The organism is Streptomyces sp. WMMC500 (genome assembly GCF_027497195.1).
Lineage (GTDB): Bacteria > Actinomycetota > Actinomycetes > Streptomycetales > Streptomycetaceae > Streptomyces.
On the sequence record NZ_CP114905.1, the window covers coordinates 5,480,871 to 5,504,355 of the forward strand.

The 23,485-nt window shown below is 73.1% G+C and carries 22 protein-coding genes; 16 read left to right on the forward strand and 6 right to left on the reverse strand.

The window, feature by feature from the left end; translation table 11 throughout:
- Positions 1-271: 271 nt before the first annotated feature.
- The 3 genes from O7599_RS23670 (at position 272) to O7599_RS23680 (ending at position 4,028) form a co-directional block, all read left to right on the forward strand.
- A complete protein-coding gene (locus O7599_RS23670; RefSeq protein ID WP_281617618.1) occupies positions 272-1,804 on the forward strand; it encodes a PAS domain-containing protein in 1,533 nt (510 codons plus the stop codon).
- Positions 1,805-1,972: 168 nt separating this feature from the next.
- A complete protein-coding gene (locus tag O7599_RS23675; RefSeq protein ID WP_281617619.1) occupies positions 1,973-2,659 on the forward strand; it encodes a metal-dependent transcriptional regulator in 687 nt (228 codons plus the stop codon).
- Between the two features lie 445 nt (positions 2,660-3,104).
- A complete protein-coding gene (locus O7599_RS23680; protein ID WP_281617620.1) occupies positions 3,105-4,028 on the forward strand; it encodes an alpha/beta hydrolase in 924 nt (307 codons plus the stop codon).
- A 22-nt stretch (positions 4,029-4,050) separates the two neighbouring features.
- Here the strand turns inward: O7599_RS23680 and O7599_RS23685 are convergent, their stop codons facing one another.
- Complete coding sequence (locus O7599_RS23685; protein ID WP_281617621.1) at positions 4,051-4,695, reverse strand: hypothetical protein; 645 nt, start codon at positions 4,693-4,695, stop codon at positions 4,051-4,053.
- A gap of 224 nt (positions 4,696-4,919) precedes the next feature.
- Here O7599_RS23685 and O7599_RS23690 point away from each other — a divergent pair, with 224 nt between their 5' ends.
- The 4 genes from O7599_RS23690 (at position 4,920) to O7599_RS23705 (ending at position 11,381) form a co-directional block, all read left to right on the forward strand.
- On the forward strand, positions 4,920-9,842 hold the full coding sequence (locus tag O7599_RS23690; RefSeq protein WP_281617622.1) for an FtsK/SpoIIIE domain-containing protein: 4,923 nt from the start codon (positions 4,920-4,922) through the stop codon (positions 9,840-9,842).
- Between the two features lie 139 nt (positions 9,843-9,981).
- Entirely contained in the window at positions 9,982-10,284 is a 303-nt protein-coding gene (locus O7599_RS23695) for a WXG100 family type VII secretion target (protein WP_027770582.1), read from the forward strand.
- A 95-nt stretch (positions 10,285-10,379) separates the two neighbouring features.
- Entirely contained in the window at positions 10,380-10,712 is a 333-nt protein-coding gene (locus O7599_RS23700; protein ID WP_281617623.1) for a hypothetical protein, read from the forward strand.
- A gap of 78 nt (positions 10,713-10,790) precedes the next feature.
- Entirely contained in the window at positions 10,791-11,381 is a 591-nt protein-coding gene (locus O7599_RS23705; protein ID WP_281617624.1) for a hypothetical protein, read from the forward strand.
- A 58-nt stretch (positions 11,382-11,439) separates the two neighbouring features.
- Here the strand turns inward: O7599_RS23705 and O7599_RS23710 are convergent, their stop codons facing one another.
- From O7599_RS23710 to O7599_RS23730, 5 genes are read right to left on the reverse strand one after another with little or no spacing between them, the layout of a single operon-like run.
- Positions 11,440-12,072: a hypothetical protein gene (locus O7599_RS23710; protein WP_281617625.1), complete on the reverse strand. Its 633-nt coding sequence runs from the start codon at positions 12,070-12,072 to the stop codon at positions 11,440-11,442.
- A 7-nt stretch (positions 12,073-12,079) separates the two neighbouring features.
- Positions 12,080-12,688, reverse strand: coding sequence for a hypothetical protein (locus O7599_RS23715; protein ID WP_281617626.1), 609 nt, complete (start codon positions 12,686-12,688; stop codon positions 12,080-12,082).
- The gene (locus O7599_RS23720) at positions 12,685-14,025 is read right to left on the reverse strand and encodes a hypothetical protein (RefSeq protein WP_281617627.1); all 1,341 of its coding nucleotides are present in this window, start codon (positions 14,023-14,025) and stop codon (positions 12,685-12,687) included. The genes O7599_RS23715 and O7599_RS23720 overlap by 4 nt, the downstream gene beginning before the upstream one ends.
- 29 nt (positions 14,026-14,054) lie before the next feature.
- Positions 14,055-15,452: a putative T7SS-secreted protein gene (locus O7599_RS23725; protein ID WP_281617628.1), complete on the reverse strand. Its 1,398-nt coding sequence runs from the start codon at positions 15,450-15,452 to the stop codon at positions 14,055-14,057.
- Positions 15,452-15,775 (reverse strand): hypothetical protein, encoded by a 324-nt coding sequence (locus O7599_RS23730; RefSeq protein WP_281617629.1) that lies wholly within the window; start codon positions 15,773-15,775, stop codon positions 15,452-15,454. The genes O7599_RS23725 and O7599_RS23730 overlap by 1 nt, the downstream gene beginning before the upstream one ends.
- Positions 15,776-16,398: 623 nt before the next feature.
- Between O7599_RS23730 and O7599_RS23735 the strand changes: the two genes are divergently transcribed.
- The 9 genes from O7599_RS23735 to O7599_RS23775 are packed head-to-tail and all read left to right on the forward strand — an operon-like array spanning position 16,399 to position 23,312.
- Entirely contained in the window at positions 16,399-17,118 is a 720-nt protein-coding gene (locus tag O7599_RS23735) for a hypothetical protein (RefSeq protein WP_281617630.1), read from the forward strand.
- Positions 17,119-17,166: 48 nt separating this feature from the next.
- Complete coding sequence (locus O7599_RS23740; protein ID WP_281617631.1) at positions 17,167-18,297, forward strand: hypothetical protein; 1,131 nt, start codon at positions 17,167-17,169, stop codon at positions 18,295-18,297.
- Complete coding sequence (locus O7599_RS23745) at positions 18,294-19,610, forward strand: ATPase, T2SS/T4P/T4SS family (protein WP_281617632.1); 1,317 nt, start codon at positions 18,294-18,296, stop codon at positions 19,608-19,610. Before O7599_RS23740 ends, O7599_RS23745 begins: the two co-directional genes overlap by 4 nt.
- 6 nt (positions 19,611-19,616) lie before the next feature.
- Positions 19,617-20,537 (forward strand): type II secretion system F family protein, encoded by a 921-nt coding sequence (locus O7599_RS23750; RefSeq protein ID WP_281617633.1) that lies wholly within the window; start codon positions 19,617-19,619, stop codon positions 20,535-20,537.
- The gene (locus tag O7599_RS23755) at positions 20,537-21,481 is read left to right on the forward strand and encodes a type II secretion system F family protein (protein WP_281617634.1); all 945 of its coding nucleotides are present in this window, start codon (positions 20,537-20,539) and stop codon (positions 21,479-21,481) included. Before O7599_RS23750 ends, O7599_RS23755 begins: the two co-directional genes overlap by 1 nt.
- A 38-nt stretch (positions 21,482-21,519) precedes the next feature.
- Positions 21,520-21,768: a hypothetical protein gene (locus tag O7599_RS23760; RefSeq protein ID WP_281617635.1), complete on the forward strand. Its 249-nt coding sequence runs from the start codon at positions 21,520-21,522 to the stop codon at positions 21,766-21,768.
- Positions 21,769-21,806: 38 nt separating this feature from the next.
- The gene (locus tag O7599_RS23765) at positions 21,807-22,322 is read left to right on the forward strand and encodes a TadE family protein (RefSeq protein ID WP_281617636.1); all 516 of its coding nucleotides are present in this window, start codon (positions 21,807-21,809) and stop codon (positions 22,320-22,322) included.
- Positions 22,323-22,338: 16 nt separating this feature from the next.
- Complete coding sequence (locus tag O7599_RS23770) at positions 22,339-22,821, forward strand: TadE/TadG family type IV pilus assembly protein (RefSeq protein ID WP_281617637.1); 483 nt, start codon at positions 22,339-22,341, stop codon at positions 22,819-22,821.
- Positions 22,818-23,312 (forward strand): Tad domain-containing protein, encoded by a 495-nt coding sequence (locus tag O7599_RS23775; RefSeq protein ID WP_281617638.1) that lies wholly within the window; start codon positions 22,818-22,820, stop codon positions 23,310-23,312. Before O7599_RS23770 ends, O7599_RS23775 begins: the two co-directional genes overlap by 4 nt.
- Positions 23,313-23,485 lie beyond the last annotated feature (173 nt).

A 23,485-nucleotide genomic window follows, 5' to 3' on the forward strand; every position in this document is an offset into this window, starting at 1 on the left:
CATCTGCCGAACCACCTCCCTTCTCGTGTACCTCACACATTAGGCACGCCCCCCGCGGCCCCTCAAGTGATTTCCGGGCGACCCCGAACGCGCTGGTCCCCGGGGGTACGGGGGCACCGCCCCGGAATCCGGCGCGTCAGCGCCTCCCCGCGGGGCCGCTCGGCGTGCAACGATTTCGTGGGAATGGGGTGTGTGCTGCGTCACGTTCGAGTTGAATGATCCGGGTGCACCACACCACGCACACGACGCCGCGGCGAGCAGGGGGTGCCTGATGAGCGCGACCCGGCGTACCAACCGGGACCGCAGGAACGCCTCCGGCGAACAGGCCGCGGACGCTCCGGACACAGGGGACGACGCCGCCGGGTCACCGCCCGCGGCGGCGGACCCGGCGGTGGCGGGCGCGCCGCCGCAGGACCGCCGCACCGCGGCGCCCGACCTGCTGAGGGCGCTGCTCGACGGCATGGACGCCGCCCTGTGCGCCTTCGACGCCGACGGCGTCGTCACCCACTGGAACCGCGAGGCCGAGCGGCTGCTCGGCTGGACCGCCGCGGAGGCCGTCGGCCGGCGCGGGCTGGCCGGATGGGCCGCCCGCGCGGAGGACGCCGCCGAGGTGGAGGCGCGGCTGATGGGTGCGATGGACGTGCCGGGCCGGCAGGTGCAGGAGTTCGCGCTGCTGCGCAAGGACGGCGGCCGGGTGCTCGTACGCACCCAGACCTCCGCCGTGCGCCCGGGCGGCGGCGAGACGGGCGGCGCCGCGGTCGGGGTCTACTGCGCGTTCAGCGAGGTACACGCGCAGATGGACCTGGAGCGTTCCATCGCGTTCAGCGAGGCGCTCTGCGAGGACGCAGCCTGGGGCGTGCTCCTCGTCGACGCCGACCTGCGCCCGGCGCTGGCCAACGGCCAGGCGGCGCGCGTGCTGCGCGCCCGGCGCTCGGGGCTCCTCGGGCGCCCCTTCGGCGAGCTGCTGGAGCAGGGCGCGGAGGAGGTCGAGAGCGCGCTCCAGCACGTGCTGGCGCAGGGCAGCGCCGCGGTCCCCGCCGACCTGTGGGTGACGGTGCGCGGCGAGACCGGCGGTGATCCCGCGATACGGCGGCGGTGTCTGCGCGGCGCGTTCGTACGGCTCGCCTCGCCGCTGGCCGAGTACCCGGTGCCGCTGGGCGTCGGCTGGCTCTTCCAGGACGTCACCGAGGAGAAGCTCGCCGAGGACGCGGCCTCGGTGCTGCGCTTCCGCGACCATCAACTGCACCGGGCGTCGCGCGCGGCGGCCGAGTGCGAGGACCCCATGGAGGCGGCGACCGTCTACCTGGACTTCGCGCTCGCCGGCTTCGCCGACCACGCGCTGGTCGACCTGGCCGCCGCGCCCGCGGACCCCGGCTCCCCGCCCGCCCCCGGCGCCCCGCACGACGCGGGGGCGCCGCCGGGTCGTGCGCAGCTCACCCGGGCCGCGGCCACTCCCGCGGAGGGCCCGGGCCCGTGCCTGCCGGCCGGGCCGCACGGCTTCCCCGTCCGCTACCCCGCCGGGCACCCCGCGCTCCAGGCGGTCGAGCGCGGCGGCACGGTGCGGGCGGGCTGCGGCGGCGTGGATCCGGAGATCGCGGAGGGCTGGTCGGTGGCGCGGAAGTGGCCGCCGGGCACGATGCACGCGCTGTGCACGGTGCTGCGCAGCCGCGGCCGGACGCTGGGGGTCGTGACCTTCCTGCGCGGCGGCGGGCGGCGCGGCTTCACGCGGCAGGACGCGGCGTACGCGGAGGACGTGGCCGTACGGGTCGCGGCCTCGTTGGACCTGGCGGAGCTGCTGGGTTAGGGACCCGCCCGGCGGGGGCCGGTGACCGCGCCCGCGGGGCGGTGCGGATCACCCTTTTCCCGCAGATCGGCGGCGAAAGTCAGGCGAAAAGCACGCGGCAGGTCCACTTGTCACCGGGATGAGTCAGAATTGGTGCAGGGCCACCGCACGAGAAATCTAGGGGCACGCATGTCCGGACTGATCGATACCACGGAGATGTATCTCCGCACCATCCTCGAACTCGAAGAGGAGGGCGTCGTCCCCATGCGCGCGAGAATCGCGGAGCGGCTCGACCAGAGCGGCCCCACGGTGAGCCAGACCGTCGCCCGCATGGAGCGGGACGGGCTGGTGCGCGTGGCCGGCGACAGGCATCTGGAACTGACGGAGGAGGGTCGCAGGCTCGCGACGCGGGTGATGCGCAAGCACCGCCTGGCGGAGTGTCTGCTGGTCGACGTGATCGGCCTGGAGTGGGAGCACGTGCACGCGGAGGCGTGCCGCTGGGAGCACGTGATGAGCGAGGCCGTGGAGCGTCGCGTGCTGGCGCTGCTCGAGCACCCGACGGAGTCGCCGTACGGGAACCCGATCCCCGGCCTTGCGGAGCTGGGCGAGAAGGCCGAGGTGGACCCGTTCCTGGACGAGGGCATGGTGAGCCTGTCGGCCCTGGGTCCGGACGCGGGGACGGTGATCATCCGCCGCATCGGCGAGCCGATCCAGAAGGACTCCCAGTTGATGTCCTCGCTGCGCCGGGCCGGCGTGCAGCCCGGCGCCGTGGTGAGCGTGACCGACGCGGCCGGCGGGGTGCTCGTCGGCAGCGGCGGTGAGGCCGCCGAGCTGGACGCGGAGGTCGCGTCGCACGTCTTCGTGGCCAAGCGCTAGATCCGTTCGGCCCGGTCCGGTGGCGGGTTTGCGCCGTTGTCGCGGTTGGCGTTAAGCGGACCGCGAGATTCCTGTCCGAACGGCAGCGCACGGGGGCAGGGCGTGCCACGCTGTCGCTGACGGCGTGAGGGAGGGGTGGGTCATGCCGCTGACATATCCGAGCCCCCGCGCGCTTGCGGGGGACGTGACGAGGGCCCCGGCATATGGCTCGCCGGGGCCCCGCCTCCCCGTACCGACCCGGAGCCCCGAGCTCCCAGGGTCGTCTCCCCACGGACCCGGTGTCCCCGATGCGGGTCCGCCTCCCGGTCTCTGTCTCCCCGCGTCGACCGCGGCCAATCCCCGGCCGCGGTCACTCGAACGAGGGGTGTTGGGCCGCGTACCTCGGTGTTCGAATAGGCATTCGATAGCGTGAGCTTCGCCGAACGGATTGGGGGTGTCGGCCCACATGGTGCGTCGTATCAACGTGACGGGAGCGGGCGGGCTGCGTCTCGCCGCCTGGGAGTACGGAGATCCGCCGAAGCGCGGTGCCGACAGCATCGCGGCGCGCGAGCGGTCCGGTGCCGGCCCGGCCGGAGGCCCGCCGGGCACGAGGCCGCAGGACCGCCCCGGCGTGCTGTTATTGCACGGCCTCATGGGCCGCGCGTCCCACTGGGCGACCACCGCCCGCTGGCTCTCCGCCCGCTCCCGCGCCATCGCGCTCGACCAGCGCGGGCACGGCCGCAGTGACAAACCGGGGGACGGCCCGTACGACCGCGACGCGTATGTCGCGGACGCCGAGGCCGTCATCGAGCAGTTGGACCTCGCCCCGGTGGTCCTCGTGGGCCACTCGATGGGTGCGCTGACCGCCTGGCAGCTCGCCGCCCGCCGCCCCGACCTGGTGCGCGGGCTGGTGATCTGCGACATGCGGGCATCCGCGCTGGGCGCGGCCTCGCAGCGTGAGTGGGAGGAGTGGTTCCGCTCCTGGCCGGTCCCGTTCGCCACGCTCGCCGACGTCCGCAAGTGGTTCGGCGAGGACGACCCGATCCTGGAGCGCCCGCGCCCGGCGCGCGGCGAGTTCTACGCCGAGGTGATGGCCGAGCGCGCGGACGGCTGGCGCCCGGTCTTCTCCCGCCCGCAGATGCTGCGGGCCCGCGAGACGTGGGTGCACGACGCGCACTGGGAGGAGCTGGCCCACGTGCAGTGCCCGGCCCTGGTGATCCGCGGCATCGACGGCGAGCTGGGCCGGGCGGAGGCCCAGGAGATGGTGCGCGTCCTGCCCCGCGGGGTGTACGCGGAACTGGAGGCCGGCCACCTGCTGCACCTGGAGGACCCCGAGGCGTTCCACCGCGCGGTGGAGCCGTTCCTCAAGGACGTCCTCACCCCGAAGTGACGGGGAAGCGGGGCGCGTCCCCCTACTCGCCGACGAACCGGAAGGTCGACGTGATCGCGTCGAACACGTCGAAGAACGAGTCCGCCAGGTCCAGCACCTGACTGCTGCCCGCGACCAGCGCGACCGTGCCCTCCTGGCCGGGGACCGGGATGAAGGTCTGCATCAGCACGGCGCGGATCGTGCGGTCGTCACCCGGGATCTTGATGTCCTCGACGCCCTGCGTGCGCGCCGCCGTGCCCAGGCCCTCGATCTCGACCGTCGAGACCTTCCGCCAGGCGTCGCCCTCCTTCTTGGGCCGGATCTGCTTGATCTGGCCGACGATCAGCGCCGGGTCGGTCGGCAGCAGCTCGCCGCTCTCCGTACGGGCGCCGATGAGGGAGACGGTGATCGAGCCGGTCACCGGCACCTCGCCGCCGAAGCTCTCCGCCATGCAGCCGCAGTACAGGGCGCCGGACGCCCAGGCGTCCTTGGCGGCCTTGCGCAGGAACGCCTCCAGCACGCCGCGCTGCCCGTCCAGTTCGGGATTGCGGCGCACCCGGTCGTTGACCATCTCCCGGATGGCGTCGTCCCGGGACTCGGGCCGTACGTCGAACTCCCACCACGACTCCGGCACCCGGATCCGGAAGCCTCCGCGCTCGATCGTGAGCGCTTCCATCCAGCGGCTCATGCTGCCCCCTTTGTCGCACGTGCTTTGTCGCACGTGTCCCACGTCCGGTCGTCCCCGGCACCCCGCGGCCGGGCCACGGCGGCGAGTTATCCACAATCCCGGATACGCGCTGTTCCCGCGAAGCCCGGGGCGGATATCGTTTCGTAGACCCTAGTGTCCGGGCTGAACGCATTTCCGCGGGGGGAAAGCCGGGGAACAGCCGGGGACGTCCGAGGAGGATCAGCGTGCGCCTCACCCTGACCGTCGTCGATCCGCTCGGGGGCGACCGTGCCGACGTCGTCCTCGACGCCGAGGCGGAGTCGTCCGTCGGCGACGTCGCCCGCGTCCTGGCGGGCCAGCTCGACTCGGCCCCGCCGCCGGCCGCTCCGGCGGCACCGCAGGCAGCGCCGCACGCCCTCCACGTGCCGGCCCAGCACGCCCATGCCCAGGCCGCCCCGGCGCAGGCCCCCGGCGGCTGGGCCACGGCCCCGCCGCCGGCCGCCCCGCCCGGAGCGCCCCCGCCGGCCGTCCCGTTCGGCGCGCCCGGCGCCCCGCCGCAGCAGCCGGGTGCGGCGGCGCCCGCGCCCCCGCCCGTCTTCGTCGACGGCTTCGCCGTCGACCCCGGCCTGCCCGTCGCCCAGTCCCCCCTGCGCGAGGGCACGGTCGTCAGCCTCTACGACCCGGTGGGCTGCCCGCCCCGCGAGGTCACGGGCCTGGTCGAACTGCGCATCGTCGGCGGCCCGATGGCCGGCGTGGTGCACCGCCTGGGCCTCGGCCGCGTCGACGTCGGCAGCGGCAACGCGACGCACATCAGGGTGGGCGACCCGGAGTTGCCCGAGCGCGCCTTCAGCCTCACCGTCTCCGCCGACGGCACGTGCAAGGTCCACGTCCACGGCGACCAGGAGAAGGCCACCCTCGACGGCACGACGTTCGCGGAGCTGGCCAAGCCCAAGGAGAACCCGGACGACGACGACACCCGTCGGGGCCGCAGGCGCCGCCGCCGTGAGGCCCGCCGGGAGGCCCGCCGCAGCCGCCGCGCCGGCACGCCCGCCGCCCCGCCGCCGCCCCAGGAGCCGCCGCGGAGCAAGGACGCCTGGCCGTACGGGGCGCAGGTCGCCGTGGGCAACTCGCTGTTCGAGCTGGTGCGTTACGCCCCGCCGGACGCCGCCGTCGCCGTCTCGGACGACGGCGGCGGGCTCGACTACAACCGCCCGCCGCGCCTGCTGCCGCCCGACCGCGAGACCCGCTTCAAGCTGCCCGCGCCGCCGAAGGAGGGCCAGGCCCGGCCGCTGCCGTGGCTGATGGCGCTGATGCCCGCGGTCATGGGCGTGACCATGTGCCTGGTCATGGGCCGCTGGTACTACCTGCTGATGGCGTTCATGAGCCCGATCATCATGATCGGCAACTACTTCATGGACAAGAAGCACGGCCGCAAGTCCCACGTGCAGGCCGTCGCCGAGTACAAGGAACACAAGGCCCGGATCGAGAAGGACGCCCGCGACGCCCTCGTCGCCGAGCGCAACGAGCGGCGGCTGAACGGGCCGGATCCCGCGCTCCTGCTGTCCACCGCCACCGGGCCGCGCACCCGGCTCTGGGAGCGCCGCCGTACCGACGCCGACCATCTGCTGCTCCGCTTCGGCACGGCCGAGCTGGACTCCGAAGTCCTGCTGGAGGACCCCGAGCAGGACGAGCACCGCCGCCAGGTGCTGTGGAAGATCCAGGACGCGCCCGTCACGGTGCCCCTGCGGCAGATCGGCGTCCTCGGCATCGCCGGCGCCGGCGACACCCCGCGCTCGCTGGGCCGCTGGGCCGTCGCGCAGGCCGCCGTGCTGCACAGCCCGCTGGACGTCCAGTTCTACGTGCTGACCGAGCCCGGCGGGCAGGCCGGCTGGGACTGGACGCGCTGGCTGCCGCACGCCCGCCCGCCCGGCGAGTACGACACCAACGCGCTGGTCGGCACCGACACCGAGACCGTCGCCGCCCGCATCGCCGAGCTGACCCAACTGCTCGACGCGCGGCAGAAGGCCGCCAAGGACCAGCGCACCAACGGGCCGGCGTCCTTCAAGGACCCCGACATCGTCATCGTCTTCGACGGCTCGCGCCGGCTGCGCTCGCTGCCCGGCGTGGTGCGGCTGCTGCGCGAGGGCCCGGCGGTGTCGATGTTCGCCATCTGCCTCGACTCCGAGGACCGCTTCCTGCCCGGCGAGTGCCAGGCGATCGTCGTCGCCGAGCCCAGGCCGGAGGAGCGCGACCCGCGGACGGCCGCCGCGCAGGGCGGCATCCCCATGCAGCAGGTGGCCGGGGCCGGCGGCCCCGGCGGCGCGGACGGCTTCCCGCCGTTCCGCGTCGGCGCCTGGGGCACCGGCCACGCGCAGGACGCCGCGCAGCGCGCCGCCGCGGCCGACGGCACGGGGCCGATCCGGCTGCGCGTCGAGCAGGCCGGCGCCGAGCGGCGCCGCGGGGTGCGCCCGGACTTCGTCTCGCCCGCGTGGTGCGCGCTGGTGGCGCGCGGTCTGTCCCCGGTGCGCGACATCAGCGGCGAGGCCGAGGACGCGGCCATCCCGTCGTCCAGCCGGCTGCTCGACGTGGTGGAGCTGGAGCCGCCGACCGGGGACGCCATCGCCGCCCGCTGGCAGCTCGGCGGGCAGTCGACGACCGCGGTCATCGGCGAGTCGTACGACGGCCCGTTCGCCATCGACATCCGCAAGGACGGCCCGCACGGCCTCATCGCCGGCACCACCGGCTCCGGCAAGTCCGAGCTGCTGCAGACGATCGTCGCGGCGCTCGCGGTGTCCAACACCCCGGAGAACATGACCTTCGTCCTGATCGACTACAAGGGCGGGTCCGCGTTCAAGGACTGCGTCAAGCTGCCGCACACCGTCGGCATGGTCACCGACCTCGACAACCACCTCGTCACCCGCGCCCTGGAGTCGCTGCGCGCCGAGCTGCACCGCCGCGAGCACATCCTCGCCGACGCCGAGGCCAAGGACATCGAGGACTTCCAGGACCTGCTGCGCCGCGAGCCCGGGAGGTACGCGCCGCTGCCCCGGCTGCTGCTCGTCATCGACGAGTTCGCCGCCATGGTCCGCGAGCTGCCCGACTTCGTCACCGGCCTGGTCGACATCGCCGCCCGCGGCCGTTCGCTCGGCATCCACCTGATGCTCGCCACCCAGCGGCCCAGCGGCGTGGTCTCCCCGGAGATCCGCGCGAACACCAACCTGCGCATCGCGCTGCGCGTCACCGACGGCGGCGAGTCCGCGGACGTCATCGACGCCCCGGACGCCGGGTTCATCGCCAAGTCCATGCCCGGCCGCGCGTATGTGCGCCTGGGTCACGCCTCCCTCGTCCCGTTCCAGTCCGGCCGCGTCGGCGGTCGCCGCCCCGGCGCCGTCGACCCGGCGACCGCCCAGCCCTGGGCCGGCCGCCTCGGCTGGACCGAGCTCGGGCGGGGCGCGCTGAAGCGGCCCGCGGGAGCGCAGCAGGAGGAGGACGAGATCACCGACCTCAAGGTGCTCGTCGACGCGGTCAACGAGGCCAACGAGCGCCTGGGCATCCCCGAGCAGCACAGCCCGTGGCTGCCCGCGCTCCCGGACAGCATCGAACTCGACGCGCTGCCCGCGCCGCAGGGCGCCGGCCCGCTGCCCCCCGCCCCGTACGGGATCGAGGACCTGCCCGCGCAGCAGGCCCGGCGCACCGTCGCCATCGACTTCGCCGACTTCGGCCACCTCATCGTCGGCGGCGCCCCGCGCAGTGGACGTTCGCAGATGCTCCGTACGATCGCCGCCTCCCTGGCGCGTACGCACTCGATAGCCGACCTGCACCTGTACGGCATCGACTGCGGCAACGGCGCGCTCAACGCGCTGACCCGGCTGCCGCACTGCGGCGCCGTCGTCAGCCGCAACCAGACGGAGCGCGCGGTGCGCCTCATCGGCCGGCTCAAGCAGGAGCTGGGCCGCCGTCAGGAGCTGCTCGCCGCCGACGGCTTCGCCGACATCGCCGAGCAGCGGGCCGCGGCGGCGGACCCGGAGCAGAAGCTGCCGTACACCGTGGTGCTCCTCGACCGCTGGGAGGGCTGGCTGCCCACCCTGGGCGAGATCAACCACGGCGACCTGACCGACGAGATCTACGGGCTGCTGCGCGAGGGCGCGAGCGTCGGCATCCACATGATCATCACCGGTGACCGCAGCGTGCTCACCGGCCGGATCAGCACGCTGACCGAGGACAAGTTCGCCTTCCGGCTGCCCGACCGCTCCGACTTCTCCATGATCAGCCTCAACGCCCGGAACATCCCCGAGGACATCGAGCCCGGCCGGATGTTCCGCGCGGAGAGCGGGCTGGAGACCCAGATCGCGGTCCTGAGCGACGACCTGTCCGGCGCCGCCCAGGCCGCCGCCGTCGCCGCCGTCGGCGAGGCCGCGACGGCGCGGGACGCGGCGGTGCCGCGCTCGCTGCGCCCGTTCCGCGTCGACGTGCTGCCCAGCCGCCTCGGCTTCGAGGAGGCGTGGGAGATGCGCGACGTACAGGCCCAGGAGAGCTCCAAGCTGTGGGCGCTGGTCGGCGTCGGCGGCGACGAGCTGATGGGCTTCGGCCCCGACCTGGCCGAGGGCATCCCGGCGTTCATCATCGGCGGCCCGGCCAAGTCCGGGCGGAGCACGGTGCTGAAGTCGATGGCGCTGACCTACCTCCAGCAGGGCGTGCGCCTGGTCATCGCCGCGCCGCGCCCGTCGCCGATGCGCGAACTGGCGGGCCGCGAGGGCGTGTTGCAGGTCTTCACCGAGGACGACATCGACGAGGACGAGATGCACGACCTGCTCAAGCAGGCGTCGCCGGACGCGCCGATAGCCGTGCTCGTGGACGACGCGGAGATGCTGACGAACTGCGACGCGGGCGACGAGTTCAAGGCCATCCCCCGCCGCGGCGCGGAGCGCGGCTGGGCGCTGGTGCTCGCGGGGGACGAGGAGGAGGTCGCGTCGGGCTTCTCCGGCTGGCAGGTGGAGGCCAAGAAGGCCCGCCGCGGCGTCGCCCTGTCCCCGCAGGACCCGTCGGCGGGCGACCTCATCGGCATCCGGCTCAACCGCGGTTCGGTGGGCGACCAGGTGTCGCCCGGCAAGGGCCTGCTGCACCTGGGCGACGGCGAGCCGTTCGCGGTGACGACGCCGCTGGCGTAACTGCCGTCACACGGCCGGATCGACCCTGCAACCGCGGGGGCGGCGGATTGCGTCTACGGTTGCGAGTTACGAAAAAATGCATGACTGACGTCTCGGGGAGGGCCCTCGCGACGACGACAAAAACGGGAGGGTAGCTGCCATGGGCAAGGCCGATGTCGATGTTACATATCAGGACATGCGGGATGCCGCCAAGCGACTCAAGGACGAGCGGCAGGACATCGACCGCAAGCTGGATGATCTGCGCAAGTACATCCAGAGCCTGGTGAGCGACGGCTACGTGACCGGTCGGTCCTCGAAGCAGTTCGACCAGTCCTTCGACGAGTTCACCACCGGTGCGAAGAAGACCATCGAGGGCCTTGAGGGAATGGGCGACTTCCTGAAGTCCGCCGCAGACGCCTTCGAGAACCTGGACTCCGAGCTGGAGAAGGGCCTCAAGGGCTGACCTTCGCGATTCGGTTCGTTTCGCTTGGCCGGGGCGCCGTGGCATCGTGTTCGGTGCGGCGGCGCCCCGCTTCGTAGTGACTGGGGGAGAGGCTCATGGGCAACGACGGCGACAGGCTGGCGATCCCGCTCAGCGAGCTCGACGGCTTCGGCGGCCGGCTACGCAGCATCAAGAACCGGATGAACCGCACGAAGGCCACCTTCGAGTCGTACCGCGACGACATCGGCGACGGCGGCGTGGTCGACAAGCTGGAGGACTTCGAGTCGGGCTGGAAGGACGGCCGCGGCGACATCGACGACCAGTTGACGAGCCTGGCGGAGATGTCGGACACGGTGGTGCGCGAGGCGCACAAGGTCGACGTGGACCTGGAGAACGAGCTCAAGAAGGGCACGAAGAAGGAGGAGAGCCAGGTGGGCGGCGGCCAGTAGCCGCCCGCGCCCGCTCTCCCGGCCGGCGACCGCCGCCGGGCCGGCGTCGCATGCCCGCACCCTCCGGCGGAGGAGGCCATGCCGCTACGCCCCGGAATCCGGTCCCGACTGCGGGAGTTGCTGGCGGCGGGCGCGCAGGGCGCCGCGACGTACACGACGATCAACCCATGGAACTCCCGGCGGACCTTCGCGGCCTTCGCCTACGTAGCCGAGCAGTACGGATACGGCTACGCCGGCCTCTCCCCGGCCCACTCCCCGGCCCGCGCCCACCCGGTCTTCGTCTTCCGCCGTCTCCCGGACGCGGCGGACCGCGCGCGCCGCACGCGCGCCCGCTACCCGGACGCCCCGCTGGGCGGCCCGCTTCCGGGACTGGCCCCCGGCCGCAGGCCGGTGCCGCTGCCGACGGCGCGCCGGGAGGTGGAGTTGCTCCACGCGCGGATCATGGTGGACCTGTACGGCACGTCGAGCCGCCGGCGGCTCCGGATGCTTGCGGCGGCGGTGCCGCTGGGCGTCCTGCTCGCCCTCGCGGCCAACGGCGCCCTGCGCCCGGTGCCGCTGGCGGTGGCGGGCGGGGTCGCGGTGGGCTGGTGGCTGTACCTGTGGCTGGCGGCCGTGCTCATGCGCCGCCGGCGGCGCGGGTACGCACGCATGCTGGAGCGGGCGGGGTGAGGCGGCAACCCGTACGCGCGCGGCCATGACGGGGTGCCCGACGGGTCGGCGGCGGAGGTCAGTGCGCCGCGGCCGGCGGGTGCGCGGGAGGCTCGACGAGGAGGCCGTTGGCGATCATGTGCGCGGTCTCGGTCAGCGGCTCCTCCAGTTCCGGGTGCGTCCAGGAGAAGGTGAGCAGGACCGCACTCTCGCGGCCCGTCGGCCGGATCCCGTAGATCACCGAGTACACGAGCGGCGACGTACCGAACGGGCCTTTCCCTGCGGCGGCCACGAACTGCCGGACCCGAACGGCGGCCCCCGGCTCCAGCGCGACCTCCTCTACGTCCGGCGGGCCGACGTCGTGCGCCGGGTCGCGGGTGGTGAGCATCTGGGCGAGCCAGGGCAGAGTGATCTCGGGGGTGTCCGCGTCCGGCTGCACCAGCCGGATCTCCAGGGCGGCCACGCGGCTGTCGTAGCCGCTGAGGTAGAGGCCGAAGGCGGCGAGCGCACCCTGTCTGCGGCTGGTGGCGGCCGCCTCCTCCAGGTCGCGGGCGAGCCGGCGGACCCGGGCTCGTCTGCCCTCGGCCTCGTATCGCCTGCGCAGCTCCGCCGCCTGCTCGTCGGCCCACGACGACAGGTCTTCGTCCGGGGCGAGCGACAGGGGCACCCAGTCGGCCGGGCAGTTCACCGTGATGTCCAGGAGTTCGGCCACGATCAGGTCATTCCGTCCAGGTCAGCGAAGCGGCGACGGCGTCGAACAGGGCCGCCATGTCGTCGGCGATCGGGTCGAGCGGACTGGAGAAGGCCAGCAGCAGAAAGGCGTTCGTGCCGGGCACGGGCAGGTGGTAGTCGACCGAGGTGACGGGCAGCGGGTTGCCGCTGGGATCGTCCGCCGGCGGGACGGTCCGGGTGCGGACGCGGACCGCGCGGCCCGCGGGCAACTCCTCGATCGTCACGTCCTGGTCCACGGGGCCGTCGTCGGCTATGGCCTTGGCCAGGGCCTCCAGCGGCACCTGCCCCTCGTGCGGCGGCGGGGCGAGGGTGACGACGAGCGAGGCGGGGATGCCCACCGGGCCCGCCGTCTGCAGGCTGATGTAGAGCTCGATGCCGCCGCCGCGGTGCGCTTCCGCCGCCCGGTCGAGCAGTTCCCGGCGGGTCTGCTCCTTCAGGTGCGGAGCGTTGTCGATGCCCCGGTACTGCTGCTCGACGAGCGCGCCGACCGCCGCCTTCCGGTGTTCGGGTTCCAGCAGGATGCGGAACCAGCCGTCCGGGACCAGCAAGCGGTAGTCCGAGGGCGGCCGGGGTTCTTCGGGGTGCTCCTCGGTCATGCGGGCGCCTCCGTTCCTTCTGCTGCTCGCCGGTCCAGCCGCAGCCGGCTGTCCAGATACGGGATCAGCCGTGACAGCCCGGCCGTGAGGGCCATGAGCCCGCCGAGCACCACCGTGGCCCACCCGGCGGCGGAACCGCCGTCCCGGAGCAGGCCGGAGCCGTAGGCCAGGGCGAGCAGCGGCCCGATGACGCACAGCGCGCCGGTGGTGGCGACCGGCAGCGGTCCTTCGGGGATACGGGCCGACCTGCGGGCTGCGCCGGGTGGCAGCGGGGCCATGGTCACGGTGTCGGCCGTCGCCAGCGGGTCCGTCGGCCAGAGGGCGTTCCTGCCGAGTTCGCTCTCGCGTACGGGCAGGCCCGACGTTCTCCCGAGGTCGCGCCACCGATCCGCCCCGGCGGCGCCCGCGAACCAGGCGCCCCACGGCAGCGCCCCGCGCACCGCCCCGTCACGGCCGCGCAGTTCCACGCCCAGCGGCTCCCGCTGCCCGGTGCGGCGCACCCGGACGAACCCGGTCACGGCGTGCGGGCCGGCGAGCGGCAGCCAGCGTTCGCGGCCGGCGCTGTCGACCAGGACGATGTCGTCCTTCTGTACCCGCACCGCGGCGGTGGTGAGGAAGCGCGGAGTCGCGCCCGCGTCCGCTCCCGGTGCCGGGGCGTACCGGGCCAGCACCTCGGGGCGGCTGCGCCGCTCCACCCACCTGCTCCACGGGCGCAGGGCGGCGTGATTCAGGGTCCAGACGCATCCGGCCGCGGCCATCAGGACGGCGAGCCAGGGCGGTGAGCTGTCGGTGAGGATCACCGCGACCATCGAGAGGGTCCAGAGCGGGAGTGCCAGTCGGCGTGTGTACAGGTACCAGTCCGGCAGCGCGTGCCCCGGCCGGAGCTGTCTGCCCCTGCGCCGCGACGTCCGGTCCAGCAGGGCGTCTTCCGGGTCGGTCACGGTACGGAGCGGGACGCCGCAGGATGTCAGCAGCGCGTCGAGCCCGGTACGGGTGAGCAGGGCCGTCCCCCCGGCGTGCCGGTCGAAGAGGGCCGGCGACTCGGGCAGCCAGTCTCCGACGGGGATCTCCCGCACCAGCCTGCCGTCCGCGTCCTGCAACTGCACCCGGCCCCAGGAACCGGCGACCGGCGGTCCACCGTGTCCCCACGCGGGCGCGGCCTGCGCGTCGAGGAACACGGCCCCGGTGATCCCGCCGTCCCCCACCGGGTAACGGCGCCGTCTGCCGCTCCTCGTGGTCAGGACCAGCCCGGTGCCGTCGTGGCCGAGCCGTGCGCGGCGTGCGATGTCCAGGCCGGGCGGCCCCGCGGCGTACGGCCGCAGCACGGGGGCGGCCACGTGTGTTCTCCTCTCCCGGGTGGTCACCGTCAGCCGCCGACCGGGGCTGTCGTCATGTCCTTCAGGGGAGTGAACCGGCCCCATGCGTCGACCACGTCGGTGTTCGAAACGGCGACACTGACTCCGGTCACGTTGGCGACGTTGAAGATCTTCATCTGCTCGGTGAACATCCTGGTCGCGTTGGCGACATCCGCGTTCTTGAGGGCGGCGGGTGCGATGCCCTCCAGAGACCGGCCTACGGCGCCCATGTCGGGCACGTCGAACTTGCCCGGCTTGACGACCGCCTTGCCGGCATCCCACGTCTCCTTGACGATCGCCTTCGGATTGAAGCCTTCGAGGATTCCCTTCACGCCCTGAAGCCTGCTGGCCGGCATGCCGGCGACCGCCGCGGCGTGCGCCGAGCCGCGCGCGGACCCCGAGCCGGCGTTCGCGATCTTCCACGACTTGTTGACGCCCTTTCCGGACGCCCGTGCGGCCTGGTACAGGGAGGTGCGCGAGAACGCCTTCGCTCCGGCCGCGGCTCCGCGGGCGCCCGCGATGGCTGCCCGGCCGATGCCGAACGTCGCGATGCCGACGACGTCCAGAGCCACGTCCAGCCAGCTTCCCTCGCCGGCGAGCGCGAGGGTCAGGTTCGCGGCGAGCGAGACGATCCCGGCGACCAGCGCGAGCGCGGCGAAGACCGCGGACAGCGCCTGGCCGATGACGGGAATGCAGTTCACGACGAGCGAGAGCACGCCGAGCGCCGCCGCCAGCCGGCCCGCCCACTTGCTGATCTCCTTGATCCAGCCGGAGTTCTCCGAGACCCAGTTCTTGAACTTGTCCCAGCGGCTGTCCTTCAGCCCGTCGTTGTCGATCACGTCCCGGATGGCGTCGGCGGCCTTCTTCGCCGCACGGTCGCGTACACCCTTCGCCTCTTCCAGATCCCGCTTGGCCCGGGCCAGCGCCGCATCGGCGTCGTCGGCCCGCGACTCCTGCTTCCTGGTCTCGGGGTCGTCCTTGGGCGTGTCCTCGGGCTGGCCGTCCAGGGCCTTCTTCGCGGCGGCCTTGTCGCCGTCCGCCTGCTCGGCGTCCGACAGCGCCTTGTCCGCCTGGTCCTGGGCGCGCCGGAGTTCCGAGGCGTACTCGTTGCTGCACACGCCCGGCTGGACGCTCTCGCCGAGCGCCTCCGCGGCCACGTCGTAGCGGCGGAACGCCTTGCGCAGCTTGCCCTCGGCGTCGTCCGCCGCGTCACGGAAGGCGTTCGCCGCCTTGCCCTTCCAGTTCTCCACGGAGGCGAGCGCCTTGATCTCGTCGGCCTGCCGCTGGATCGTGTCGGCCGTCCTGCGCAGCTCGCGTCCGAGCTGTGCGACCTCGTCCGGGCTGCCGGGGACGGGGTCGGAGTCCTCACCGAGGACGGCCCAGCGGTGCGCCGCAGGTCGCCGTCCCATCAGTTCTGCTTCTTCCTGCTGTGGGAGTCGTCCTCTTTGCGCAGCGCGTTGGCAAGGTCCGTGTCCACCTTGTCGTACGACTCGGCAGCCGCCGCGGTGATCTTGCCGAGCTTCTCCAGCTCCTCGGTGAGCTTCCCGCGGTGAATCTTCCAGTTGCTCCCGAAGTCCGAGAAGGTGTCGACGAGCTGCTGCGAGCCGATCTCTCCCGTGCCGTAGCCGTCGGCCGGGTTGGCATGGTGGCTGAAAGTTCGGTGGATGCGGCCGAGCGCACGGGAGCACTCGCGTATGCGCTCCAGATCGGCCTTGATGTCGCTCACAACCATCCCCCCTTGCCGGTCATCGACAGCGACGTCTACCACAGTGGGGCTGGAAATGCTATGCGGCCGCGGTCGGGGTGGTGCGGACGCCGATCGGCCGGGGCCCGTTGACGGGCACCGGGCAGCGGACTCCGCCCCCGCGGCACCCGTCACGCGGGTCGTGACACCACGCGGGTCGTGGTACGCGGCCGTCGCATGTGTATCCCATTCCCACCGGATCGCAGTGACCGCCGACTTCTCTCATCGCGCCCCGACGCCGACGGAATTCCATTCCCATGACGAGTTGGCGAGTGCACATATCCGGATTCGCCAATACCCCGTTCACAGGTCTGTCGCAGAGCCCCCTGCCGACCCCGCCACCGGCCCTGCGCCCGGCGTGCGCGCGGGTCCGAGCCGCCGCCCCGGCCGGCCTCGTGCGCCCCCGCAAGCTGGTGGTTTGCGCCCCGGGCAAGGTCGTCGTCTCAGCCATCGGAACTGTCGATGGGCTGTGACGCTCTCGTTGCCCAGCGCGGGTTGAGGGGGGTTTAGGCTACTGCTACGGTTCGATGGCTTGACAACCTGTTGCGGCGTTCTCGGCCGATCAGGTAGGGGAATTTCGGCCAGGAAACGGCGAGTTACGGGGTGATTCTGTGAAGACCAGGGAACGCACGGCAGCCGCGGGCGGCAGGTCGGCCGCCCCTGTCCCGCAGTCCGGCGACAGGTTGCCGTTTGCTCCTCGCGAACGCAAACCCGCGCTGGCGGCGCTGGCCGTGCTGCTCATCCTCGCGGGCGCGTTGGGCACGGCCGTGCTCGTGCTGCGCGCCGGCAACCAGGTGGCCGCCGTGCAGATCTCCCAGCGCATCCCCGCCGGCCAGGGCATCTCCGAAGAGCACATCGAGCAGGTGATGATGCCGGAGGACAGCGACATCCCGTACATCCGCTGGAACCAGCGGGGCGGTCTTGACGAGTTCTACGCCACCACCGACCTGGTCCCCGGCAGCGTGCTGGTCTCGGAGATGATCCAGGAGGGCAAGGGCCTGGAGGACGGCCAGACCGTGGTCGGCGTGACCATGGAGTCCGGGCAGATGCCCGGCGGCCTGACCGACGGCGCCCGCGTCGACGCCTACTTCGTCGGCGACAACGCCACTTCCACGGACGAGACCGGCACCGGCTCCACCGGCACCGTCGCGACCGGCGAGGTGCTCGCCGAGGGCGTCAAGGTGCAGAGCATCGTCGAGGGCGACGAGGGCACGGTCACCAGTGGAACCGTCACCGTCAATCTCCTCGTCGACAAGACACAGGCAGGTCCTCTCGTGGCGGCGGCGTCCGAGAAGGAAGTCGGCCTGACTCTCGTATCCAGCACGAGCTGACGTCGTCACGGGTCTTCACGGGTCTTCAGGGGAGCGAGGGAACTCACCATGGCGCTGATCGCAGTCGCGGCCGACAAGGGCGCACCCGGCGTGACGACGACCGCCGTCGCGCTGGCCGCCGTCTGGCCCCGGCGTGCGCTGCTCGCCGAGGCGGACCCGGCGGGCGGCGACCTCGTCTACCGCTCGGTCGGGCAGAACGGCAATCCGCTGGACCCGAACACCGGCATGCTGTCGCTGGGCGCCACCGCCCGCCGCGGGATCGCCGCGGAGCAGTTGTGGGACCACGCGCAGCCGATGTCCGGCGGGCTCGACGTCATCGTCGGCCTCGGCAACTCCGACCAGTCCGCCGGCCTCACCCGCCTCTGGCCCACGCTGGGCCGCGCGTTCGCCGCGCTCGCCGAGTCGCCGCACGGCGGCGCGGACGTGATCGCGGACTGCGGGCGCGTCGGCGTGGACTCGGGGACGGTCGAGCTGTTCTCGCACGCCGCGCTGGTGCTGCTGGTGGCCCGCGCGCTGCCCGAGCAGATCGCGCGGGTACGGGACCGGGCATCGTCGCTGTCCGCACGGCTGCACGGCACGCAGCGCGGCGCGGCGGCGCTGGGCACGCCGCTGATCGGCGTGCTGCTGGTCAGCGAGCCGTCGGGCGCCGCGAAGGTCGCCGCGCAGGTCAACGACATGCTCACGGCGTCGCAGTCGGGCGCCCGCGTGCTCGGGGTGGTCGCCGACGACGCGGCGGGCGCCGAGCAGTTGGCGGGGCGGCGGCGCGGGCGGCCGGAGAAGTCGATGCTCGTACGGTCCATCCGCAAGGTCGCCAGCGACCTGCACCAGCACTTCGGCAGCTCGCTGCTGGCAGAGCCCGCGTCCGCGGGCGCCCCGCAGGCGCCGTACGGCGGCGGGGCACCGCAGGCACCGTACGGCGGCGCCGCGCCGGGCCCCGTACCGCAGCCCGGCCAGCCCGGCCAGCCCGGCCAGCCCGGCCACCCGGGTCAGCAGCCCCACGGCACGCAGCCCGCGGCCCCCGGCCAGCCGGCCCAGCCCGGTCACGCCGGCCAGCCCGGTCAGCCCGGCCAGCCCGCGGCCCCCGGCCAGCACCCCGCCTACGGCGCCCCCGGCGCCACCCCCGGCCCCGGCCCCGGCACCACGCAGGGCCCCGGCCCCCGCCATGGAGCCGCCCGATGACCAGCGGACCCGCAGTCGACCACGGCCTCGTCAAACGCTTCCGCCAGGAAGCCGGCGACCGCATCGCCCGCCAGCGCCACGAGGACCAGCTCGCCGGCGTCACCCCCATGTCCGCCGAGGACGAGCGGCACTTCGCCCGCGCCGTCATCGCGCAGATCCTGGAGGACTACGCCCGCGCCGAGATCAACTACGGCCGCACGCCCCTCGACGCCGAGACCGAGGAGGCGTACGCCGCGGCCGTGCACGCGGCCCTCTTCGGCGTCGGCCGGCTGCAGCCGCTGCTGGACGACCCCGAGGTCGAGAACATCGACATCAACGGCTTCGACCAGGTCTTCGTCGGCTACGCCGACGGGCGCGAGGTCAAGGTCGATCCGGTGGCCGAGAGCGACGAGGAACTCGTCGAGCTGATCCAGATACTCGGCGCCTACTCCGGCCTGTCCTCCCGCCCCTTCGACTCGGCCAACCCGCAGCTCGACCTGCGCCTGCCCGACGGCTCCCGGCTCTCGGCGGTCATGGACGTCACCCGCCGCCCGGCGCTGTCCATCCGCCGCGCCCGCCTGGGCAAGGTCTTCCTGCCGGACCTGATAGGCAACGCGACGATCACCCCGGAGCTGGGCTCCTTCCTGACCTGCGCGGTACGGGCCCGTAAGAACATCATGATCGCCGGCGCCACCAACGCGGGGAAGACGACGCTGCTGCGCGCGCTGGCCAACGAGATCCCCGCCCCCGAGCGCCTGATCACCGTGGAACGGGCGCTGGAGCTGGGCCTGGACCAGTTCCCCGAACTGCACCCCAACGTGGTCGCGTTCGAGGAGCGGCTGCCCAACTCCGAGGGCCACGGCGCCATCACGATGGCCGAGCTGGTGCGCAGGTCGCTGCGCATGAACCCGTCCCGCGTCATCGTCGGCGAGGTGCTCGGCGACGAGATCGTCACCATGCTCAACGCGATGTCGCAGGGCAACGACGGTTCGCTGTCCACGATCCACGCCAACAGCTCCTCCGAGGTCTTCAACCGCATCTCGACGTACGCCCTCCAGGCCAGCGAGCGGCTGCCGGTGGAGGCCAGCCAGATGCTGGTCGCCGGCGCCATCGACTTCGTCGTCTTCATCGAGCGGCGCAACCTCTACCACCAGGGCGGCGGCCTCCAGCGCTCGGTCACCTCCGTGCGCGAGGTCAACGGCGTCGACGGCCGCGTGATGTCGTCCGAGGTCTTCAAGGAGGGCCCGGACGGCCTGCTGCACCCGCACGCGCCGATCCACTGCATCGAGGAGCTCATTCCGTTCGGTTACCAGCCCAGCGGGAATTGGAGGTAGCGGCGCATGGAAGGCGAAGTCTTCTCCGCCACGATGGGCTACGGGCTGCTCGCCGGCGCGGTGATCGGCGGCGGCATCGCGCTGCTCGTCGTCGCGCTCCGCGGGCTGCCGGCGAAGCCGGAGCACGAGAAGGCGCAGCAGGGCGAACGGGCCACGGAGCTGGTGCGGTTCGCCAGCCAGCGGGCGACGCTCGCGTCGGTCTCCGGGCTGCTGGTGCTGCTGCTGACCCGCTGGCCGGTCGCCGGCCTGGCCACCGGCGTGCTGGTGGCGTTCTGGGACAAGCTCTTCGGCGGCGCATCGGCCGAGCGGATGGCGATGAAGCGGGTCGAGGCGCTGGCCCAGTGGACGGAGTCGCTGCGCGACACGATCGCCGGCGCGGTCGGCCTGGAGCAGGCCATTCCGGCCTCCGCCCGGGCCGCGGCGCCCGCGCTGCGGCCGCACCTGGACGCGATGGTCGACCGCCTGCGGTCCCGTACGCCGCTGCCGGACGCCCTGCAGCACCTCGCCGACGACCTCGACGACGCCTCCGCCGACCTGATCATCGCCGCCCTGATCCTCAACGCCCGGCTGCGCGGCCCCGGCCTGCGCGAGGTGCTGGGCGCGCTGGCGAAGTCGGCGCGCGAGGAGGTCGACATGCGCCAGCGCGTGATGGCGCAGCGCGCCTCGACGCGGCGCAGCGTGCAGATCGTCGTCAGCGTCTCGGTGGCGTTCGTGCTCGGCCTGTCCGTCTTCAACCGCGGCTTCGTCGAGCCGTACGGCTCGCCCATGGGCCAGGCGGTCCTGGCCTGCGTCTGCGGGCTGTTCGCGGCCGGCTTCTGGTGGCTGCGCAAGCTGTCGACGATCGAGACGCCGGAGCGCTTTCTGGCCGGCGCGAAGCAGCAGCCGCAGCAGGTCGCCTTCGTCCGGCCGCGTGAGGAGGTCTCCTGATGGAGTTCCAGGGTGCGGACACACTGACGTACTCCGTCGTCATCGGCGCGGTCATGGGTCTGGGCATCTACCTGCTCGTACGGGCCATCGCGCCCGGCCGCCGCGGCGCCGTCGCGACGGTCGCGCGGGTCGACGCGCTGCGCGCCCGCGGCTCCGGCCGGACGACGACGTCCTCGCCGCAGCAGCAGGAGGAGGGGCGTTTCGGCGGGCTGCGCGCGCAGGTCGGCGAGCGGGCCGCGGAGTTCTATCTGCGGCAGGGCTGGGAGCAGCGCTCGCTCCGCTCCGACCTGGCGGTGCTGGACCGGTCCTGGGAGAGCTTCCTGGCGACCAAGGTGCTGCTGTCCGCGGTGGGGCTGGTCTTCGGCCCCGGCGTGTACGCGCTGATCTCGGTGGCCGGCTTCGGCCTGAACCCGGTCATCCCGGTCTGGCTCGCGCTGGTCGCCGCGCTCCTGTTCTTCCTCCTGCCCGACCTGGAGGTACGCAGGGACGCCGCCGACAAGCGCAAGGACCTGCGCCGCGTCGTCGGCGCGTACCTGGACCTGGTGGCGATGAACCTGGCGGGCGGGCGCGGCCTGCCCGAGGCCCTGATGGCCGCGGCCGACATCAGCGACGGCTGGGCCCTGCGCAGGGTGCGCAACGCACTTGCCGACGCCCGCATCACCGGCACCAGCCAGTGGCAGGCGCTCGGCAATCTCGGCGACGAGCTGGGGATCGAAGAGCTGAAGGACCTGTCGGCGTCGCTGGCGCTGGTCTCCGACGACGGCGCGAAGGTGCGCGAGTCGCTGGCGGCCAGGGCGGAGACCATGAGGCACCGCGAGCTTGCCGAAATCGAGGGGGCGGCAGGCGAGAAGTCGCAGTCCATGCTCGTCGCACAACTACTGCTGTGCGCCGGGTTCCTGGTCTTCCTGGTCTATCCCGCGGCGATCCGCGTGCTGCAGGTCTGAGTCATCCCCCCACTACGCAGAGAGGACGTAACGACGTCATGAAGAACCGCTTCACCAGCACCGGACACCCGGCACTCGACTTCCTGGTCACCTTCCTGCGCGGCCGCGTGGAGCGCGCCCGCTCGGGCGAACTGGACCGCGGCGCCTCCGCCGTGGAGTGGGTGATCATCTCGGCCGTCGTGGTCGCGATCGTCAGCGCGGTCGCGGTCATCATCAACCGAGCGCTGAGCGACGGTGCAAGCGATGTCGAGGACTGCATCAGCAACGCCGGCGCCGACGGCTGCTGAGCCGCGGGCCCATCGGCTGACGAGACGGGCTGACGATCATGATGACGACGGCACAGTCACGGCCGCAGCCGCCGGCGTGGCTGCGGCGCAGGCTCGACGCCTGCCGCGGCGACGGCGGCGGCGGTGACACGGGGCCCGGGAGCGGGCGGCACGGCGTGGGCGGAGGCGACCGCGGCATGTCCGCGATCGAGTTCGTGCTCCTCACCCCGGTGCTGTACTTCATGATCTTCGCCACCGTGCAGTTCGGGCTGTACTTCTTCGCGGACCACGTCGCGCAGGCCACCGCGCAGCACGGGGCGCGCGAGGCGCGCAGGACCGCCGAGTCGAACCCGGGCGGCTGGCAGGGCCTGGCCCAGCAGGCGGCGCAGGAGCGGCTGAACACGGTCGGCCCGAAGCTGCTCACCAGCCCGGACATCCGGGTGTACGAGGCCGCGGACGACCGGGTCGGGGTGGAGGTGGAGGGCGGCGTGGTCAACGTCTTCCCGTTCATCGACCTCACGGCGCGGGCGGAGTCGGAGGGTCCGATCGAACGGTTCGTACCGGATCTGGGATGACGGGGGACGGGGACGCATGGCTGTGAGCGAGGCGCGCGGCGACCGGGGGGAGAACGGCGCCGGGGAGCCGGGGGAGCGCCGGGACCTCGGGTCCGACCGGGGGGTCACGACCATCGAGGTGGTGATCCTCGCCCCGGTGATGTTCCTGTTCATCCTCGTCCTCGTCGCGTTCGGCCAGTTGGTCGACGGCCGCGGCGGGGTCGACGGCGCGGCGCGCGACGCGGTACGTGCCGCGTCCCTGCAGCGCTCCGTGGGCGAGGCGCAGACGGCCGCGCAGCGGGCGGCGGAGTCGCAGTTGGAGGGCGACGTGTGCAAGGGCCCGGTGGACGTGGACCTGTCCGGGGACTTCTCGCCGCCGGAGCCGGGCGCCGCCAGCAACATCATCACCGTGGAGGTGACCTGCGAGGTGAAGGGCCTGGGGATGCTGGGCCTGGACATCGACCCGCGGATGACGGGGTCGTCGTCCGCGCCGCTCGACCCGTACCGGAGGGCGGCATGACGCGCGTACGCGGCCTGGCCGCGCGGCTGCGCGACCGCCTGGCGGAGCGGGCGGACCGCCTGGACGACCGGGGCTCGGGCGCGGGCGCGGTCATCATCTTCGCGTTCCTGTTCATGGCGCTGGCCGCGTTCGTGGTGGACGGCGGCCTGGCGATCTCGCAGCGCGAGCGGGCCGCGGACATCGCGGAGCAGGCGGCCCGGTACGCGGCGCAGGACACCGACAAGGAAGCGCTCTACGAGGGGCAGACCGACCTGGAGGCGCCGATCCGGTTCGAGAACTGCGACAGCCGCGTCCAGGAGTTCATGTCCCATGTGACGGTCCACAACGGCGATGTCGAGGCCGCGACGTGTACGAGCGCCGCGGCCGACCACGTCGAGGTCGAGATCGTCCTCAGCTACCGCCCGCTGCTGACGGGCCTGGCCCTCAGCGGCCCCCTGGAGGCCACCGGTACGGCCCGCGCGGAGCCCCGCACCGAGGTCGGCGAGCCGTAGACCCGCGCGTCCGGAGGAGCCGCGGAGCGGGTCTGTGGGCCGTACGCGGGAGGCTGTCCTGCCAATCGGGGGAATTGGCCCCGCCGCGGCACGCTCTGCCCCGGACATCGGTCAGATAGTCATACAAACCGGACCGAGGCGACCGCCTCACTCCGCTGACTGTCTAGGGGCAT

Bases quoted from the DNA above. Each gene is read 5' to 3' on its own strand.
- O7599_RS23775 (WP_281617638.1), top strand. From the start codon at position 22,818: ATGACGCGCGTACGCGGCCTGGCCGCGCGGCTGCGCGACCGCCTGGCG.
- O7599_RS23695 (WP_027770582.1), top strand. From the start codon at position 9,982: ATGGGCAAGGCCGATGTCGATGTTACATATCAGGACATGCGGGATGCC.
- O7599_RS23750 (WP_281617633.1), top strand. From the start codon at position 19,617: ATGGAAGGCGAAGTCTTCTCCGCCACGATGGGCTACGGGCTGCTCGCC.
- O7599_RS23715 (WP_281617626.1), bottom strand. From the start codon at position 12,688: ATGACCGAGGAGCACCCCGAAGAACCCCGGCCGCCCTCGGACTACCGC.
- O7599_RS23765 (WP_281617636.1), top strand. From the start codon at position 21,807: ATGATGACGACGGCACAGTCACGGCCGCAGCCGCCGGCGTGGCTGCGG.
- O7599_RS23760 (WP_281617635.1), top strand. From the start codon at position 21,520: ATGAAGAACCGCTTCACCAGCACCGGACACCCGGCACTCGACTTCCTG.
- O7599_RS23745 (WP_281617632.1), top strand. From the start codon at position 18,294: ATGACCAGCGGACCCGCAGTCGACCACGGCCTCGTCAAACGCTTCCGC.
- O7599_RS23770 (WP_281617637.1), top strand. From the start codon at position 22,339: ATGGCTGTGAGCGAGGCGCGCGGCGACCGGGGGGAGAACGGCGCCGGG.
- O7599_RS23730 (WP_281617629.1), bottom strand. From the start codon at position 15,775: ATGGTTGTGAGCGACATCAAGGCCGATCTGGAGCGCATACGCGAGTGC.
- O7599_RS23725 (WP_281617628.1), bottom strand. From the start codon at position 15,452: ATGGGACGGCGACCTGCGGCGCACCGCTGGGCCGTCCTCGGTGAGGAC.
- O7599_RS23680 (WP_281617620.1), top strand. From the start codon at position 3,105: ATGGTGCGTCGTATCAACGTGACGGGAGCGGGCGGGCTGCGTCTCGCC.
- O7599_RS23675 (WP_281617619.1), top strand. From the start codon at position 1,973: ATGTCCGGACTGATCGATACCACGGAGATGTATCTCCGCACCATCCTC.
- O7599_RS23685 (WP_281617621.1), bottom strand. From the start codon at position 4,695: ATGAGCCGCTGGATGGAAGCGCTCACGATCGAGCGCGGAGGCTTCCGG.
- O7599_RS23755 (WP_281617634.1), top strand. From the start codon at position 20,537: ATGGAGTTCCAGGGTGCGGACACACTGACGTACTCCGTCGTCATCGGC.
- O7599_RS23670 (WP_281617618.1), top strand. From the start codon at position 272: ATGAGCGCGACCCGGCGTACCAACCGGGACCGCAGGAACGCCTCCGGC.
- O7599_RS23740 (WP_281617631.1), top strand. From the start codon at position 17,167: ATGGCGCTGATCGCAGTCGCGGCCGACAAGGGCGCACCCGGCGTGACG.
- O7599_RS23705 (WP_281617624.1), top strand. From the start codon at position 10,791: ATGCCGCTACGCCCCGGAATCCGGTCCCGACTGCGGGAGTTGCTGGCG.
- O7599_RS23700 (WP_281617623.1), top strand. From the start codon at position 10,380: ATGGGCAACGACGGCGACAGGCTGGCGATCCCGCTCAGCGAGCTCGAC.